Raw genomic sequence first — 15508 nt, 5'->3', positions numbered from 1 at the left:
CGGGCTCGCCGCCGAATGGGCCGATGCGGTCCACGCGCATCAGATCAACGTGTGCGACGGCCCCGACGAATGCCGCCGCGCGGTGCGCCAGCAGGTCGGGCTGGGCGCGCAGGTCATTAAGTTCGCGGCGACCGGGGGCGTGCTGTCCAACGTCGCCGGCGGCCTGGGCCGTGCGATGACGCCGAGGAGATGCGCGCGATCGTCGACACCGCGCACGCGCTGGGCCGCAAGGCGACCGCGCACAGCCACGCGGCGGAGGGGACGAAGGCCGCGCTGGAGGCCGGCGTCGATTCGATCGAACACGGCAGCTATCTGGACGACGAGACGATCCGCCTGTTCAAGACCAGGGGCGCGTGGCTGGTCCCGACCGAGATCGCGCCGATCGCCGCGCTGGCGCAGGCCCGCTCCGGTGCGCTGCCCCCGGCGACGATCCCGAAGGCCGAGGCGGCCGCCGTCGCGATGCACGCCAGCCACAAGCGCGCCTTCGCCGCGGGCGTGAAGTTCGCGTTCGGCACCGACACCGGCGTGTCGAAGCACGGCGACAATGCGACCGAGTTCGTCCAGCTGATCGACCTGGGGATGACCCCGGCGCAGGCGATCCGCAGCGCGACGGTGGATGCAGCGACGGTGCTGGGCCGCGACGACCTGGGCACGCTGGCGCCGGGCAAGCGCGCGGACATCATCGCGGTCACCGGCTCCCCGCTGGACGACGTGCGCCGGCTGGAGCAGGTCGATTTCGTGATGCACAAGGGCGTCGTCGCCAAACAGCCTGCCGCGTAGCGCTTGAGCGCGGCGGCGCGGGACGATAGACGCGCCGCCGCACCCATTCAGGGCTCACCACGCCGTCCGCCGACCTGCGCCATGATTCGCGCAGCGGCGCGGGCGGCGTCTTTCTTTGCGGGGACAGGTACATGGCAGAAGAACGCGGCGAAGGCATGGGCGGCGGTCAGGTCGCAGCGGACGAGCTCCGGCTGCTGATCGAGCGCGCCGAGCGGCTCGAAGAGGAGAAGAAGGGCATCGCCGACGACATCAAGGATGTGATGGCGGAGGCCAAGAGTCGCGGCTACGACGCGAAGGCGATCCGCAAGATCCTGCAGATCCGCAAGAAAAAGCGTGAGGAATATCAAGAGGAACAGTCGATCCTGGAGGTCTATATGCAGGCGCTGGGCATGCTGTGACCGCGTAGCGTCGCGGTGACCCGAAATGATGGCGCGTTAACGCCATCTTGGGTCTTTGGGGGCATTGATGGCCCTTCGAAAGACTGAGGAACGGGGTCCCCTACGTGCTGGCAAAGTTGCAAACCGGCTTCCGCCCGCGCGAGGAGCGGATCACCGTCCTGATCCCGTCGCGCATGCGGGTCGGCAGCGCCTGGGCCGATGTGGTCATCCACAACGTTTCCTCGCGCGGGCTGATGGGCGGCTCCGACTCGCCGCCTGCGCCCGGCAGCTATATCGAGATCCGCCGCGGCACGATCGTGATCGTCGGGCGCGTGATGTGGGGCAAGGGCCGCTTCTTCGGCGTGCGCACGCAGGACCGCATCTCGGTCAAGGCATTGATCGACGAACCGCGCCTGGCCAGCCGCCCGCAGGCGGTGAAGGAAGACGCCAGGGGCGACCGCCGCGCCGAGAACCGGCTGGCGCACGAGGCCCGCATGGCGCGCAGCATCGAGCGGTCGCGCGCCTTCTCCTCGATGTTCCAATATGTCGGCATCGTCCTGACGATCATCGCCGCGGTCGGGCTGGGCGGCAGCATCCTCTATGGCGCGCTGAGCGAGAAGGTCGATACGGTGACACAGGCGCTGGAGGGGAAATAGGCGCTTCACCCCCCGATCCCGCCCCGGCGGAGGCGGGACGTTTGCAAAGCGGGTGTAACGGGACTGAGCCCACGCCGTGCTCCTGCGCAGGCAGGAGCCCAGTGCCAGGCAGAACAACGCCTCGTAAGACTTGCAACCCTGGGCTCCTGCCTGCGCAGGAGCACGGTGGAGATTGCCGCGCAGGTTCCGCCTCCACCGGAGGACGAGGAAGGGACGTTCGCAGGGGTTTCGTCTGTGCCGCCGGACGATTCACCGACGACGGCCGCTACACCGCCTCCGCAGCCGCGGTCGTCCAGCCGAGATGCGGGATCGTGATCGACCGTTTCCCCGACAGGTCGGTGCGCGTCACGAACAGGTCGCGGCTCTCGATATAGCCGATCAGCCGCTTCACCCGCCCGGTCGAGCTGGTGCCGTAGGTGTGCGCGATGTCGCCGTCGGACGGACACGGCGCGCCGTCGCGCGCGGCGCGCGCCACGAGCAGGAACGCGCCGAGCATGTCGTCGGGCAGCCCCTGCGCCAGCGCCAGCACCCCGGCCCATTCCGGCGCGCCCGGCGCAAAGATGCCGGCGCGCGCGCACGACAGGCGGCGACTGAACGCGGGCAGGTCCAGCGCGGGCCGCGCGACGCCGGCCATGCGGCAGCGCACCTGGAAATCCTGGAACAGCACCGCGGCGGGACGGCCGGCGCTCTCCTGATCCTCGACGATCGCGCGCAAGACCTCGGCATAGACCGCCTCGACCTCCTCCTCCGACCGATCGGGCAGCGTCGGGGCGGGGATGCCGGGCGCCGGCGGCGTGGCGATCTCCGCCAGCAATTCCTGTTCGGGGACGCGGCGCGGGCGCGGGTCGAACGTCATCGGCAGCGTCGGTGCGGCGTCCGGCGTCACGTCGAGCAGCGCCGCCATATCGACCGCGCCCGCCTGCGGCAGCGGCACCAGCTTGGGGCTGCGCTGCGCGCCTGCGTCCTCCACCGCGCCGATGCGCACCGTCAGCGGACGCCGCGACACCGCGGGGCCCAGCGCCAGGAAGGTGCCGCGCGCCAGGTCGCGGATCGCCTCCGCCTGCCGCCGCTCCATCCCCAGCAGGTCGGCGGCGCGCGCCATGTCGATGTCGAGGAAGGTGCGCCCCATCAGGAAGTTCGACGCCTCCGCCGCGACGTTCTTGGCGAGCTTCGCCAGCCGCTGCGTCGCGATCACGCCCGCCAGCCCGCGCTTGCGCCCGCGGCACATCAGGTTGGTCATCGCCGACAGCGACGCGCGCCGTACCTCCTCCGCCACCTCGCCCCCGGTGGTGGGGGCGAACAGCTGCGCCTCGTCCACCACCACCAGCGCGGGATACCAATGTTCGCGCGGGGCATCGAACAGCGCGTTCAGGAACCCCGCGGCGCAGCGCATCTGCCCCTCCGCCTCCAGTCCCTCCAGCGACAGCACGACGCTGGCGCGATGCTCGCGCAGGCGCGCGGCGATTCGCGCCACCTCGCGCTCGGCATAGTCCGCGCCCTCGATCACGACATGGCCGTAGCGGTCGGACAACGTCACGAAATCGCCCTCGGGGTCGATCACCACCTGCTGCACCTGCCCGGCGGACCGCTCCAGCAGCCGGCGCAGCAGATGCGACTTTCCCGACCCAGAATTGCCCTGGACGAGCAGCCGGGTGGCGAGCAGTTCCTCGAGGTCCATCGTCACGGGCGCGCCCGACGTGTCGGTGCCCATGTCCACGCTAACGGTCATGATCGCTGCGCGTTTGGCGCATGACCGCGGGTCGGGGCAAGCGGTTTGCGCGCGCTTGGCGATCGCCGTGCGCGGGTCTAGGGCGCATCCGCACCTTTCGGAACGGAACCGACATGGCTCATCGCCCGCCGATCGCCGACCTCGCGCTGCGCCTGCTGCGCAAATCCCCGCACGCGTTGGATGCGGAGGAACGCCGCGTCCTCGACAGTATGGACGCGGGCACGCTGGTGGCGCGCGACGCCGCGGACGAGGCCGACCTGCGCGCCAGCGTCGGGGATCGGCTGGCCGACAAGGTGGCGGCGATCGGCGGCTCGTGGGGCTTCATCATCGGCTTCAGCGTGGTGCTGGTCGGGTGGATGCTGCTCAACACCGACGTGCTGGCGCGCTTCGGCTGGCAGTTCGATCCCTATCCCTACATCTTCCTCAACCTGATGCTGTCGACGCTGGCCGCGATCCAGGCGCCCGTCATCATGATGAGCCAGAACCGCCAGGCGGCGAAGGACCGACTCGCCGCGAGCCTGGATTACGAGACGAACCTGCGCGCCGAGCTGGAGATCCTGCGGCTGCACGAGAAGCTGGACGCGCTGGTGGCGGAACGGCTGGCGACGCTGGAGGCGAAAATCGATCGCTTGGCGAACACGGGTCCGGCGTCCTAAAGGCACGGGATTATCCGTCAGAGGCGATCATGGCAGGCCATTCCAAGTTCAAGAACATCATGCACCGCAAGGGCGCGCAGGACAAGAAGCGCTCCGGCATGTTCTCCAAGCTCAGCCGCGAGATCACCGTCGCGGCGAAGATGGGGATGCCCGATCCGGACATGAACCCGCGCCTGCGCGCCGCGGTGAACGCCGCCAAGGCGCAGTCGATGCCCAAGGACAATATCCAGCGCGCGATCGACAAGGCGTCGAAGGGCGACACCGAGAATTACGAGGAAATCCGCTACGAGGGGTTCGGCCCCGGCGGCGTGTCGCTCATCATCGAGGCGCTGTCCGACAACCGCAACCGCACCGCCACCAACGTGCGCACCGCAGTGAGCAAGAACGGCGGCAACCTGGGCGCGAGCGGATCGGTCAGCCACGGCTTCGACCGCGTCGGGCTCATCACCTATCCGGCGAGCGCGGGCGACGCGGAGAAGGTGTTCGAGGCGGCGCTGGAGGCGGGCGCGGAGGACGTCACCTCGTCCGAGGAAGGCCATGAGATCTGGACCGAGCAGGCCGCCCTCCACGAAGTCGCCAAGGCGCTGGAGCCGGTGCTGGGCGAGGCGGAGGGCGCGAAGCTCGCCTGGCGTCCGCAGACGATGGTCGAGGTCGGCGAGGGCGACGCCGCGACGCTCTTCAAACTGATCGACGCGCTGGACGACGACGACGACGTCCAGACCGTATGGGGCAATTACGAGGTGTCCGACGAGGTGATGGCGAAGCTGGGGTGAGCCTGCGTGAAAGCCCCTCTCCTTCAGGAGTTGCAGGTCGGTCATGCCGGGGGCATGACCGACCTGCAACTCCTGAAGGAGAGGGGCTTTGATGGTTTCGCCCTTCCCATGATTATCCTCGGCCTCGACCCCGGCCTCGGCACCACCGGCTGGGGCGTGATCCGCGCGGAGGGGAACCGCCTCAGCCATATCGGCAACGGACAGATCCGCACCGATCCGTCCGCGCCGCTGCCGCGCCGGCTGACCAACCTCTATGCCGCGCTGATCGACGTCATTCGCGCCGAGCGGCCCGACAGCGCGGCGGTGGAGGAGGTGCTGGGCAATACCAACGCGCAATCGACGCTGAAACTGGGGCAGGCGCGCGGGGTCGTGCTGCTGGCGGCAGGGGGATCGGGGCTGGCGATCGGGGAATATCACCCCTCCACCGTCAAGAAGGCGGTGGTCGGCACCGGCGGCGCGGAGAAGCGGCAGATCCAGGCGATGATGGCGGTGCTGCTGCCGGGCGCGAAGCTCGCCGGGCCCGACGCCGCCGACGCGCTGGCGGTCGCGATCTGCCACGCGCATCACATGGCGAGCGCGCAGGGGATGATGCGCCGCGCCCGGCCGGGCGCCTAGGCGCATCGGCTCCCGACCGTCATCCCCGCGGGGGCAAGACCTCTGCGAAACTCAGTTTCCTGTTCCCCGGCGAAGGCGGGACCTTTGCCAAACGGGCGCAACAGCACCCAGCCCACGCCGTGCTCCTGCGCACGCCGGAGCCCAGGGCCCAGCACATCAACGCCTTATGGAACCCGCAACCCCGGGCTCCTGCCTGCGCAGGAGCACGGGGGAGCCTTTTGCAAAGGTCCCGCCTCCGCCGGGGAACGGCGGCATTATCGAGCGATCCACGACGTTCGCAGAGGTTTCGCGGAGGCGGGAATGACGAAGGCCAGTAGGAGAACCCCCCTACCTCATCGCGGCAGCTGCCACCGCACGCGATCGCTGTAGGTCGATGCCACGCGCGCGCCGCCGTCGTCGCGCGCCGCCTCGAACCGGGCGCGCTTCGCATAGAGCCGGCACGTCGCCTGATCGAGCGCGGCGGACCCGCTCGACTGCGTCACGCTGCACGTCGAGACCCGCCCGTCGGCATCGACCGCGACGGTGATCGCGACCGTTCCCTGTTCCTCGGCGCGGATCGCCGACGGCGGATAATCGTCGTTGGTGATCCACGACGCGCGCTCACCCCGCACCCGCACCCCGCTCGCCCGGCTGGCGGGCGTGACCGAGGGCTGGGGTTGCGGCGTGCCGGTGGCGATCGGCAGCGGATCGGGGCGGGCCAGCGGCAGCGGCTCGATATAGATCGGCTCGATCGCGCGGGGCAGGTTCACGATCGGCGTCGCGGTACTGGCCGCGGTCTGCCGCACCGGCTGCTGAACCCTGGGCGGTTCCTTCGGCTGCGGCGGTGGCGGCTCGACCGGCAAGGGCACGTTCGTCGTCGTGAGCGTGCGCGTCACCCCGCGCACCACGTCCACCACCATCCCCGTGACGAACGCATAACCGATGATACCGTGGATCAGCGCGACGCCCGCGATGGTCGTGAACCGCCGTGCACCGGGAACCTGATCGGCATAGGCCATGTGACATCCCTCCATCATCCGGAGTGTCGCAGGCGCTGGAATCCGCCTGTCGACGAAGCTCCGGGAACGCAGGCTGCGCCCATCGCCCGCGCCCGGGCAAGCGACTTAGTTCGCATTATGCACGGCGGCAGACGCAGCGCGGGCTTGCGTTGTCGCCAAAGCGACGCCAACGCTGCGGCGCATGATCGACGATTCTGCCGCCAGCGGCCCGGACTCGCACAGCGACGTGGACCCGACGGGCCTGGCCGCGGGACGTCCCGCCGGCGGCGCGATGGACGTCGGTGCCAGCGAGCCGATCGAGCGCCCCGGGCTGCACCATTGGCGCGAGAGCACGATCACCGATGCCGATCTGAACGACCGCGGCGGGGTCTTCTTCGCCGCGATCGAGATGACGCGGATGCCGATGATCCTGACCGATCCCAATCTGGACGACAATCCGATCGTCTTCGCCAACAAGGCGTTCTTCGACCTGACCGGGTATGAGGAAGACGAAGTGCTGGGGCGCAACTGCCGCTTCCTTCAGGGCGCGCAGACCGACCGCAGCGCGGTCGCCGAACTGCGCGAGGCGATCGAGAAGCGCTCCGCGATCGCGCTGGAACTGCTCAACTACCGCCGCGACGGCTCGCCGTTCTGGAATGCGGTGTTCATCGGCCCGGTCTACGACAAGGGAGGCGCGCTGCGCTATTTCTTCGCGAGCCAGCTCGACGTCACGCGCCGCCGCAATACCGAGCAGAGCTACCGCCAGGCGCAGAAGATGGAGTCGATCGGTCAGCTGACCGCCGGGCTCGCGCACGATTTCAACAACCTGCTCCAGGTCGTGAACGGCAATCTGGAACTGGTCGCCGCCACCAACGATCCCGAGCGCGTGAAGCGCTACGTCAGCGCCGCGCAATCCGCCGCGGAGCGCGGGGCGAAGCTGACGCGGCAGCTGCTCGCCTTCGCGCGCAAGACCCGGCTGGAGCCGCGCCCGCTCGACCTGTCGCGGCTGGTCAGCGAATTCTCCGACCTGATCGAAAGCTCGGTCAACAAGCAGGTCGACATCCACCTCAGCCTGCGCCGCCGCCTGCCGCATGTCGTGGTCGATCCCGACCAGCTGGAAATGGCGCTGCTCAACATCGTCAACAACGCGCGCGACGCGATGCCCGACGGCGGGCTCGTCACCATCTCCACGCTGCCGCGCCGGCTGGAGACCGACGATACCGTCGATCTGGAGCCGGGCGATTATGTCGCGCTCCAGGTCGAGGACGAGGGGCACGGCATGAGCCCCGACGTGCTGGAGCGCGCGTCGGAGCCGTTCTTCACCACGAAGGGCGTGGGCAAGGGCACCGGACTGGGCCTGGCGATGGCGAGCGGCTTCGTCCGCCAGTCGGGCGGCAAGCTGGAGATCGAGAGCGAGCCGGGCAAGGGGACGCGCATCCGCATGCTGTTCCCGGTCATGCCGGTCGCGGACAAGGCCAATGCGCCGCGCCATCACGTCCCGGCGCAGGCAATGCCCGGCGACGGCGGGCAGCCGCACGTGCTGGTGGTCGAGGACAATGACGAGGTGCTGGCGATCGCGCGCGAGATCCTGGAGAGTGCGGGCTACCGCGTCTCCACCGCGATCAGCGGCGACGAGGGGCTGCGTTTCTTCGAGGCGACGCACGCGCACGACCGCATCGACCTGCTGTTCACCGACCTCGTCATGCCGGGCGGGATGAACGGGCTGATGCTGGCGGATGCGGTGACCGAGCGCGACCCGGCGGTATCGGTGCTGATGACGACCGGCTATAACGAGGAGCTGGTCATCAACGGCCCGCGCGCGCGCACCACCGACGTGCTCAGCAAGCCGTACCGCCGCTCCGAGTTGCTCGACCGCATCAGCCAGGCGCTCAACCGCCGGGGCGAAGGGCAGCCGCGCCGCCAGCGTTCGGACTTCGGCGCCGCGCAGGCCTGAGCCGCGACGCCCGCCACCGCGGATTTGCCACGCCGCGCCGGATCGACCAGACAGCGGGGCATGTTGCCGAACCCGCTCGCCGGCCTGCGCCTGCTGCTCCCCGCGATCGTCCCGTCATGGCGGTTCTTCGATGCGGTCGGCGACAGCCCGCGGATCGACCATGCGGTCGTGGCCGGCCCCGACACGCCGGTCGTGCGGTGGCATACGGACGACCCCCGCGTGCGCCACCTCTCGCCCGCCCGGATGATCCGCCGGCTGTTCTGGAACCCGGCGTGGAACGACGGCCTCTACCGCGTCAGCCTGGCCGAGCGGCTGCTGACCGGCGACGACCCGCGGACGGTGGCGCATAGCGAGCGCGAGATGATCCGGCGTATCGCGCGCGGTCTGGATGCCGCGCCCGGCGACTGGCTGCGCATCCGTATCCGCCTCGTCACGCGCGACAGCGAGCGCGTCGCATATGAAAGCGGCGCCGTCCGCGTTTCCGACCTGATCGCACCATGACGCTCGACCACGCGATCCGGCTGACCGCGGCGATGATGGCGGCGGCGTTCGTCCAGCAGAGCGCCGAGCACCTGCGGCCCGCCGCGCGCGGCACCGAACGCGCGCTCTTCGCGCCGCGCCTGATCCTGTCGCTGCTGCTGCTCGCCGCCGCCGCGCTCGGCGCACCGCCGCCCGCCTTGCTGCTGGCGCTGGTCGCCAACCACCTGTTCACCCTGCCCTTCTTCAACGGCCCCTATAACGGCGGGGCGGACCGGATGAGCCTGTTGATCCTGCTGTGCCTGACCGCCGCCGTGCTGCTGCCGGAGCCGCGCTGGCGCGAGGCGGCGTTCGGCTATCTCGCGATGCAGTTGCTGCTCAGCTACGCGGTCGCGGGTGCGGTGAAGATCGTGAACCCCGCGTGGCGCGACGGCGGCGCGCTGCGCGACGTCTTCCGCTTCTCGGCCTATCCCGCGGGCGACAACATTCGCCGCCTCGCCGACCGGCCGCGGCTGCTGCGGGCGGCGGGCTGGGCGGTGATGCTGTTCGAGCTGGCCTTCCCGCTCGCGATCCTGTCGCGCCCGGCCCTGATCGTCGCGCTGGTCGTCGCGGCGCTGTTCCATCTCGCCAATGCGTGCCTGTTCGGGCTCAACCGCTTCTTCTGGATCTGGCTGTGCGCCTATCCCTCGCTCCTGTGGCTGCAGGAGCGGGTGGTGGGCTGACATCCGGCAACACCGCCTTGCCGACCATCCCGGCGAAGGCGGGACGTTTGCAAAAGGGATGCAACAGCGCCACGTACCGGCCGTGCTCCTGCGCAGGCAGGAGCCCAAGGCCCAGCAGAACAACGCCTTATGGGACCTGCAACTCTGGGCTCCTGCCTTCGCAGGAGCACGGGGTAGCCTTTTGCAAAGGCGCCGCGAAGGCCGGGCCTTTGCAAAATGGCTGCAACAGCGCCGCTTACCGGCCGTGCTCCTGCCTGCGCAGGAGCACGGTGGAGACTTTTGCAAAGGTCCCGCCTGCGCCGGGGTGGACAGTCAGGCGACCGCGCCGATCGGTTCGGGCGCGAAATCTCACCCCTCGCACCGCTCCGGATGCTTGCGGCATTCGCGCAACCGCTTCTGCTCGCGCTCGTCCTCCTTGCGCATCCGCCGCAAATACTTTTCGTCGCGTTCCTTCTCGCTGGTGGTCATCATGTCGACCGTCCCGCCGACCGCCTTGCCCGCCAGCTTCACCGGCGCGGTGACGACGTTCGCCACCGTGCTGACGCATCCCCCGGTCGCCAGCATCAGACCGGCCGCGGCCAGCCCTCCCCATAGACGCATGTCACTTCACTCCCCGCCCCGTGGCGACGACGCCCATAGCAGGAAAATCGGTAAAGAACCCGTCGATCCCCTGCGCCAGCGCGGCGCGGATCTCCGCCACCACGTCGCCCCGTGCGCGCGGATCGGCGCCGCGGCGGAAGCGCTCGGGCAGGAAATAATTCTCCGCGCGATAGGTCCAGGGATGCACCTTCAGCCCCGCGGCGTGCGCATCCGCCACCAGCGTGCCGGGGGTCGCGCCGTCCCACAGCATCGCCTTGTTCGGCCCGATGCCATAGGCGTAGCGCGCCACGTCCCGCAGCCCGTCGGGCGTGGTCATCGCGGCATAGCTGGGCGCGGCCCCGTCAGCGGGCGCGCCCTCGCCGTCCACCAGCTGGATCAGCCGCACCTTCGTCATCCCCGCCAGCCGCTTGAGATTGGCGACCTCGAACGATTGCAGGAACACCGGCGCCTCGGCGCTGTCCCACCCCGCCTCGCGCAGCGCCTTCACCACCAGCGCATCGGTCGGATGGCCGATCGATGCGAAATAGGTCGGATGCTTGGTTTCGGGGTAGATGCCGACGCCGTTCGCCTTCGCCAGCGCGATCACCTCCGCGAAGGTCGGGATCGTCTCCTGCCCGTCATAGGCGGTGTTGCCGGGGCGCAGCTGCGGCAGACGTTCCTTCACGCGCAGCGTCTTCAGCTCGGCGAGCGTGAAATCCTCCGTGAACCAGCCGGTCAGCGTCTGGCCGTCGATCGTCTTCGTCGTGCGGCGCGCGGCGAACTCCGGGTGCTGCGCGACGTCGGTCGTCTCCGAAATCTCGTTCTCGTGCCGGGCGACCAGCACGTCGTCCTTCGTCGGCACCAGATCGGGCTCGATCACGTCGGCGCCCTCCCGGATCGCGAGCGCGTAGCTGGCGATGCTGTGTTCGGGGCGCTCGCCGCTGGCGCCGCGATGCGCGATGACGAGGGGGGAGGGTGTGGCGGAAGGCGGGGGGGTCATGGCCACCTTCTGCCCGGTCGTGCACGCCGATGCCAGCACCGCGCCCAAGGCGATGAGAATGGTTCGCACGGACCTGAACCCGCCCTGCTTAGTTTCACCGGGAATACCGAAAGGCTGGTCCATGCACTTCACCATCAACGGAAAATCCTACGAGGCGGAGGTCGACATCCGCACCTCGCTGCTCGATCTGGCCCGCGAACACCTGGGGCTGACCGGCAGCAAGAAGGGGTGCGACCACGGTCAGTGCGGGGCGTGCACCATGCTGGTGAACGGCCGCCGCATCAACGCGTGCCTCACGCTCGCCGTGATGCATCAGGATGACGAGATCGTGACGATCGAGGGGCTGGGCGAGGTCGGCGACCTCCATCCGATGCAGGACGCGTTCGTCCGCCACGACGGCTATCAGTGCGGCTATTGCACCCCGGGGCAGATCTGCTCCGCGGTCGGCATGCTGGACGAGGTGGCGAAGGGCTGGCCCAGCCACGCCAGCGCCGACCTGACCAACGTATCGCTCGACGATGCGGAGATCAGCGAGCGGATGAGCGGCAACATCTGCCGCTGCGCCGCTTACCCCAATATCGTCGACGCCATCCGCGAGGTAGCGGGCCGCGACGTCGCCGGCGCGAAGGTGGACGCATGAAGACCTTCGACTATGCCCGCGCCGCGAGCGTGGAGGAGGCGGTGCAGGCCGGCGGGCGGTTCATCGCCGGGGGCACGAACCTGCTCGACCTGATGAAGCTGCAGGTGGAGACGCCCGACAAGCTGGTCGACATCAGCCGCCTCGACCTCGACCGGATCGAGGAGCGCGACGACGGCGGGCTGACGATCGGCGCGCTGGTGCCCAACAGCGACCTCGCCGCCGATCCCCGCGTCATCGCGAAGTACGAGGTGCTGAGCCGCGCCTTGCTGGCGGGCGCTTCGGGGCAGCTGCGCAACAAGGCGACGACCGGGGGCAACCTGCTCCAGCGGACGCGCTGCTATTATTTCTACGACACCGCCGCGGGCTGCAACAAGCGCGCGCCGGGATCGGGCTGCGAGGCGATCGGCGGGTTCAACCGCATCCACGCGGTCCTGGGCACCAGCGACCAGTGTATCGCGACGCACCCCGGCGACATGCCGGTGGCGATGCGCGCGCTCGATGCGGTGATCGTGACGCAGGCGCCGGGCGGCGACAAGCGGCGCATCCCCATCGCCGACTTCTACCGCCTGCCCGGTGACACGCCGCAGGTGGAGAACGTGCTTCAGCGCGGCGAGCTCATCACCCATGTCGAGTTGCCCGCCCCGCCCGCCGGCCGGCAGGTCTATCGCAAGGTGCGCGACCGCGCCTCCTACGCCTTCGCGCTCGTTTCGATCGCGGGCGTCGTCGCGGTGGAGGACGGTCGCATCGCCGCCGCCGCGCTCGCCTTCGGCGGGCTGGCGCCCATGCCGTGGCGCGACGAAGCGGTGGAGGCGGCGCTGGTCGGACAGGCGCCGTCCGATGACGTCTTCGCCGCCGCCGCCGATGCGCTGGTCAAGGATGCACGCGGCTTCGGCTCGAACGACTTCAAGATCCCGCTGGTACGCCGCACCCTGATCGCCACCCTGCGGGAGCTGACGCGATGAACCTCATTTCCAAGCTGCTGGGCCGCGACGACACGCGCAGCCTGACGATGGATGCACCGCATCCCGACAGCCTGCTCGACCGCGATGCGCAAGGGATCATCGGCCGCCCGGTCGACCGCGTAGAGGGGCCGCTGAAAGTGTCCGGTCGCGCCACCTATGCCGCCGAATATCCGGCCGAGAATCTGGCCTATGGCGTGCTGGTCCGCGCGACCTTCGGCTCGGGCAGGATCACCGACGTGGTGACCGACGTCGCCCGGTCGGTTCCCGGCGTCATCGACATCGTGACCGACTATCCGACCTTCATCCGCAACCCGCAACAGGGCGGCGAGACGACGGCCCCGACGCAAGGGGTCGAGAAGGTCGACTATTTTGGCGAGATCGTCGCGATCGTCGTCGCCGAGACGTTCGAGGCGGCGCGCGAGGCGGCACAGCTGGTCGTCGTCACGCACGAGCCGGCGAAGGGCGCGTTCGTCTTCGAGGCGCACCGCACCGAGGCGGAGACCCCGCCCCCCGACCAGATCCCGCCGCGCACCGAACAGGGCGACGTGGACATGGCGATGGCGCAGGCCGCGGTCGCGATCGACGCGACCTATACGACCCCCAGCCAGAATTCGGCCGCGATGGAGCCCCATGCCTCGATCGCGGAGTGGAAGGAGGACGGCACGCTCGTGCTCCACGGCGCGTATCAGATGGTGGCCTCCGACCAGATGCAGCTCGCCAAGGCGCTGGGCGTGGGCGAGGACAAGGTGCGGATCATTGCGCGCTATGTCGGCGGCGGGTTCGGCTCCAAGCTGGGCATCGCGCCCGAGAGCGTCGCCGCCGCGATCGCCGCGAAGAAGCTCGGCCGCCCGGTCAAGGTCGCGATGGCGCGCCAGCAGGTGTTCGACGCCACCGTGCGCCGCTCCAATACCGAGCAGCGCATCCGGCTGGGCGCCACGGCCGACGGGAAGCTGACCGCGATCGCGCATGAGACGCTGACCAGCAACCTGCCCGGCGAGGATTTCTTCGAACCCGCCGGCATGGGCACGCATTTCGCCTATGCGGGCGAGAACCGGCTGATCGATCACAAGATCGTGCGGCTCAACTGGCTGCTGGCGGGATCGATGCGCGCGCCGGGCGAGGCGGTGGGGATGCTGGCGCTCGAATCGGCGATGGACGAACTCGCCGAGCGTCTCGGCATCGATCCGATCGAGCTGCGCCGCCGCAACGAGCCGGGGCAGGACCCGGAGAAGGAAATCCCCTTCTCCTCGCGCTCGCTGGTCGCGTGCATGGACAAGGGCGCCGAACTGTTCGGCTGGTCAGACCGCAAGCCGCAACCGGCGCAGGATCGCCGCGGCGAATGGTGGCACGGCGTGGGCATGGCCGCCGCGGTGCGCTCCAACATGCTCCAGAAGTCGTCCGCCTCGGTCGAGCTGACCCCGGACGGGCGCGCGATCGTGTCGACCGACATGACCGACATCGGCACCGGCACCTACACCATCCTGGCGCAGATCGCGGCGGAGACGCTGGGGCTGCCGCTCGACCGCGTCATCGTCCACCTGGGCGACGGCGCCGCGCCGCCCGCGGCGGGATCGGGCGGGTCGTGGGGCGCGGGGTCGTCGGGCTCGTCGGTCTACCTCGCGTGCGAGGGCATCCGCGAGAAGCTGGCCAAGGCGATGGACGTGTCGCCGGACGAGCTGACGCTGAAGGACGCGCGCGCCATTGCGGCGAACCGCGCGGTCGACGTGACCGACCTGGTCGGCGACGGCATCACCGTCACCGGCGAGATCGCGCCGGGCAAGCAGGAGAAGCTGTTCAACCAGGCCAGCTACGGCGCGCATTTCGCGGAGGTGAAGGTCAATGCCGTCACCGGCGAGATCCGCGTCGAGCGGATGCTGGGGGTGTTCACCGCGGGCCGCATCCTGAACGCGAAGACCGCACGCTCGCAATGCCTGGGGGGCATGACCTTCGGCATCGGCGGCGCGCTGTCGGAGGAGCTTGTCCACGATACCCCGCAACGGCAAGGTCGTGAACCGCGACCTCGCCGAATATCACGTGCCGGTGAACGCCGACGTGCCGCAGCTGGACGTCCATTTCCTGGAGGAGCGCGACATCCACGCCAACCCGATCCACGCCAAGGGGATCGGCGAGCTGGGCATCTCCGGCGCGGGCGCCGCGATCGCCAACGCGGTCTACAACGCCACCGGCGTGCGCGTGCGCGACTTCCCGATCACGTGCGACAAGCTACTGGAAGGATTGCCGGACTGACCCCCGCGGTGCAAAATGCCGCGATGCCGCCTCCTTTCATCATTGCGAGCGCAGCGAAGCGGTCCGGGGCCAGGCGCGGAACACCGGATTGCTTCGCTGCGCTCGCAATGACGGCGATATTCAGGAATATACGATGACCGAACAGGCGATCGACACCGCGGAGCGGCCCGGCGCGCTCGCCCGCGCGACGCAGGGCGTGCTGGGCGCGCCGATCGCGCGCGTCGAGGGCCCGTTGAAGGTCACCGGCGCCGCCACCTACGCCTACGAACACGCCCCCCGGGGCACGCTCTACGCCGCGATCGTCGGCGCGCCGGTCGCGCGCGGACGCGTGACGGGGATCGACGATGCCGCGGCCAGGGCGCTG

At 69.7% G+C, this 15508-nt stretch carries 16 protein-coding genes and 1 pseudogene; 13 read left to right on the top strand and 4 right to left on the bottom strand.

All coding sequences use genetic code 11. The features are described from left to right. Window positions 1-189: 189 nt before the first annotated feature. From PGN12_17620 to PGN12_17610, 3 genes are all read left to right on the top strand, one after another. A complete protein-coding gene (locus PGN12_17620) occupies window positions 190-780 on the top strand; it encodes an amidohydrolase family protein (GenBank protein MEH3105691.1) in 591 nt (196 codons plus the stop codon). A 131-nt stretch (window positions 781-911) separates the two neighbouring features. Next, entirely contained in the window at window positions 912-1178 is a 267-nt protein-coding gene (locus PGN12_17615) for a DUF2312 domain-containing protein (protein ID MEH3105690.1), read from the top strand. 104 nt (window positions 1179-1282) lie between these two features. Further along, on the top strand, window positions 1283-1813 hold the full coding sequence (locus PGN12_17610; GenBank protein ID MEH3105689.1) for a PilZ domain-containing protein: 531 nt from the start codon (window positions 1283-1285) through the stop codon (window positions 1811-1813). Between the two features lie 265 nt (window positions 1814-2078). On the opposite strand, the gene PGN12_17605 is transcribed toward PGN12_17610, so the two are convergent. Next, window positions 2079-3542 (bottom strand): ATP-binding protein, encoded by a 1464-nt coding sequence (locus tag PGN12_17605; protein MEH3105688.1) that lies wholly within the window; start codon window positions 3540-3542, stop codon window positions 2079-2081. Between the two features lie 113 nt (window positions 3543-3655). Here PGN12_17605 and PGN12_17600 point away from each other — a divergent pair, with 113 nt between their 5' ends. The 3 genes from PGN12_17600 to ruvC all read left to right on the top strand — a co-directional run bounded on the left by PGN12_17600 (window position 3656) and on the right by ruvC (window position 5586). Next, window positions 3656-4198, top strand: a complete 543-nt coding sequence (locus PGN12_17600) for a DUF1003 domain-containing protein (protein MEH3105687.1) — start codon at window positions 3656-3658, stop codon at window positions 4196-4198. A 29-nt stretch (window positions 4199-4227) separates the two neighbouring features. Beyond that, window positions 4228-4971, top strand: a complete 744-nt coding sequence (locus tag PGN12_17595; GenBank protein ID MEH3105686.1) for a YebC/PmpR family DNA-binding transcriptional regulator — start codon at window positions 4228-4230, stop codon at window positions 4969-4971. A gap of 108 nt (window positions 4972-5079) precedes the next feature. Next, window positions 5080-5586, top strand: a complete 507-nt coding sequence (gene ruvC / locus PGN12_17590) for a crossover junction endodeoxyribonuclease RuvC (GenBank protein ID MEH3105685.1) — start codon at window positions 5080-5082, stop codon at window positions 5584-5586. Between the two features lie 332 nt (window positions 5587-5918). Here ruvC and PGN12_17585 read toward each other — a convergent pair whose 3' ends face one another. Beyond that, window positions 5919-6584, bottom strand: a complete 666-nt coding sequence (locus PGN12_17585) for an energy transducer TonB (GenBank protein ID MEH3105684.1) — start codon at window positions 6582-6584, stop codon at window positions 5919-5921. Window positions 6585-6765: 181 nt separating this feature from the next. Between PGN12_17585 and PGN12_17580 the strand changes: the two genes are divergently transcribed. Genes PGN12_17580 through PGN12_17570 form a run of 3 tightly spaced genes read left to right on the top strand, consistent with a single transcriptional unit; the run spans window position 6766 to window position 9716 of the window. Next, entirely contained in the window at window positions 6766-8517 is a 1752-nt protein-coding gene (locus tag PGN12_17580) for a histidine kinase famiy protein (protein MEH3105683.1), read from the top strand. Between the two features lie 60 nt (window positions 8518-8577). Beyond that, a complete protein-coding gene (locus PGN12_17575) occupies window positions 8578-9018 on the top strand; it encodes a hypothetical protein (GenBank protein ID MEH3105682.1) in 441 nt (146 codons plus the stop codon). Beyond that, window positions 9015-9716 carry an HTTM domain-containing protein gene (locus PGN12_17570; protein MEH3105681.1) on the top strand — a complete coding sequence of 234 codons (702 nt, stop codon included), beginning with the start codon at window positions 9015-9017 and terminating at the stop codon, window positions 9714-9716. The genes PGN12_17575 and PGN12_17570 overlap by 4 nt, the downstream gene beginning before the upstream one ends. 348 nt (window positions 9717-10064) lie before the next feature. On the opposite strand, the gene PGN12_17565 is transcribed toward PGN12_17570, so the two are convergent. Together PGN12_17565 and PGN12_17560 are read right to left on the bottom strand one after the other, a co-directional pair. Beyond that, entirely contained in the window at window positions 10065-10316 is a 252-nt protein-coding gene (locus PGN12_17565) for a hypothetical protein (protein ID MEH3105680.1), read from the bottom strand. 1 nt (window position 10317) lies between these two features. Further along, on the bottom strand, window positions 10318-11295 hold the full coding sequence (locus tag PGN12_17560) for a glycerophosphodiester phosphodiesterase (protein MEH3105679.1): 978 nt from the start codon (window positions 11293-11295) through the stop codon (window positions 10318-10320). Window positions 11296-11416: 121 nt separating this feature from the next. Here PGN12_17560 and PGN12_17555 point away from each other — a divergent pair, with 121 nt between their 5' ends. From PGN12_17555 to PGN12_17540, 4 genes and pseudogenes are all read left to right on the top strand, one after another. Then, the gene (locus PGN12_17555; protein MEH3105678.1) at window positions 11417-11935 is read left to right on the top strand and encodes a 2Fe-2S iron-sulfur cluster-binding protein; all 519 of its coding nucleotides are present in this window, start codon (window positions 11417-11419) and stop codon (window positions 11933-11935) included. Continuing rightward, window positions 11932-12897, top strand: coding sequence for a xanthine dehydrogenase family protein subunit M (locus tag PGN12_17550; GenBank protein MEH3105677.1), 966 nt, complete (start codon window positions 11932-11934; stop codon window positions 12895-12897). The genes PGN12_17555 and PGN12_17550 overlap by 4 nt, the downstream gene beginning before the upstream one ends. A 47-nt stretch (window positions 12898-12944) precedes the next feature. Continuing rightward, window positions 12945-15144 (top strand): annotated as a pseudogene (locus tag PGN12_17545) (xanthine dehydrogenase family protein molybdopterin-binding subunit). Window positions 15145-15277: 133 nt separating this feature from the next. Further along, the coding region (locus tag PGN12_17540) for a xanthine dehydrogenase family protein molybdopterin-binding subunit (protein ID MEH3105676.1) at window positions 15278-15508 on the top strand (231 nt) is incomplete at its 3' end.

This window comes from Sphingomonas phyllosphaerae (assembly GCA_036946405.1).
GTDB lineage: Bacteria > Pseudomonadota > Alphaproteobacteria > Sphingomonadales > Sphingomonadaceae > Sphingomonas > Sphingomonas phyllosphaerae_D.
This window is presented reverse-complemented; position numbering and strand designations above follow the sequence as displayed.

Coding starts and splice junctions, on each gene's coding strand:
- PGN12_17615 (MEH3105690.1), top strand. CDS start 912: ATGGCAGAAGAACGCGGCGAAGGCATGGGCGGCGGTCAGGTCGCAGCG.
- PGN12_17570 (MEH3105681.1), top strand. CDS start 9,015: ATGACGCTCGACCACGCGATCCGGCTGACCGCGGCGATGATGGCGGCG.
- PGN12_17560 (MEH3105679.1), bottom strand. CDS start 11,295: ATGACCCCCCCGCCTTCCGCCACACCCTCCCCCCTCGTCATCGCGCAT.
- PGN12_17605 (MEH3105688.1), bottom strand. CDS start 3,542: ATGACCGTTAGCGTGGACATGGGCACCGACACGTCGGGCGCGCCCGTG.
- PGN12_17585 (MEH3105684.1), bottom strand. CDS start 6,584: ATGGCCTATGCCGATCAGGTTCCCGGTGCACGGCGGTTCACGACCATC.
- PGN12_17575 (MEH3105682.1), top strand. CDS start 8,578: ATGTTGCCGAACCCGCTCGCCGGCCTGCGCCTGCTGCTCCCCGCGATC.
- ruvC (MEH3105685.1), top strand. CDS start 5,080: ATGATTATCCTCGGCCTCGACCCCGGCCTCGGCACCACCGGCTGGGGC.
- PGN12_17620 (MEH3105691.1), top strand. CDS start 190: ATGCGCGCGATCGTCGACACCGCGCACGCGCTGGGCCGCAAGGCGACC.
- PGN12_17555 (MEH3105678.1), top strand. CDS start 11,417: ATGCACTTCACCATCAACGGAAAATCCTACGAGGCGGAGGTCGACATC.
- PGN12_17595 (MEH3105686.1), top strand. CDS start 4,228: ATGGCAGGCCATTCCAAGTTCAAGAACATCATGCACCGCAAGGGCGCG.
- PGN12_17580 (MEH3105683.1), top strand. CDS start 6,766: ATGATCGACGATTCTGCCGCCAGCGGCCCGGACTCGCACAGCGACGTG.
- PGN12_17565 (MEH3105680.1), bottom strand. CDS start 10,316: ATGCGTCTATGGGGAGGGCTGGCCGCGGCCGGTCTGATGCTGGCGACC.
- PGN12_17600 (MEH3105687.1), top strand. CDS start 3,656: ATGGCTCATCGCCCGCCGATCGCCGACCTCGCGCTGCGCCTGCTGCGC.
- PGN12_17550 (MEH3105677.1), top strand. CDS start 11,932: ATGAAGACCTTCGACTATGCCCGCGCCGCGAGCGTGGAGGAGGCGGTG.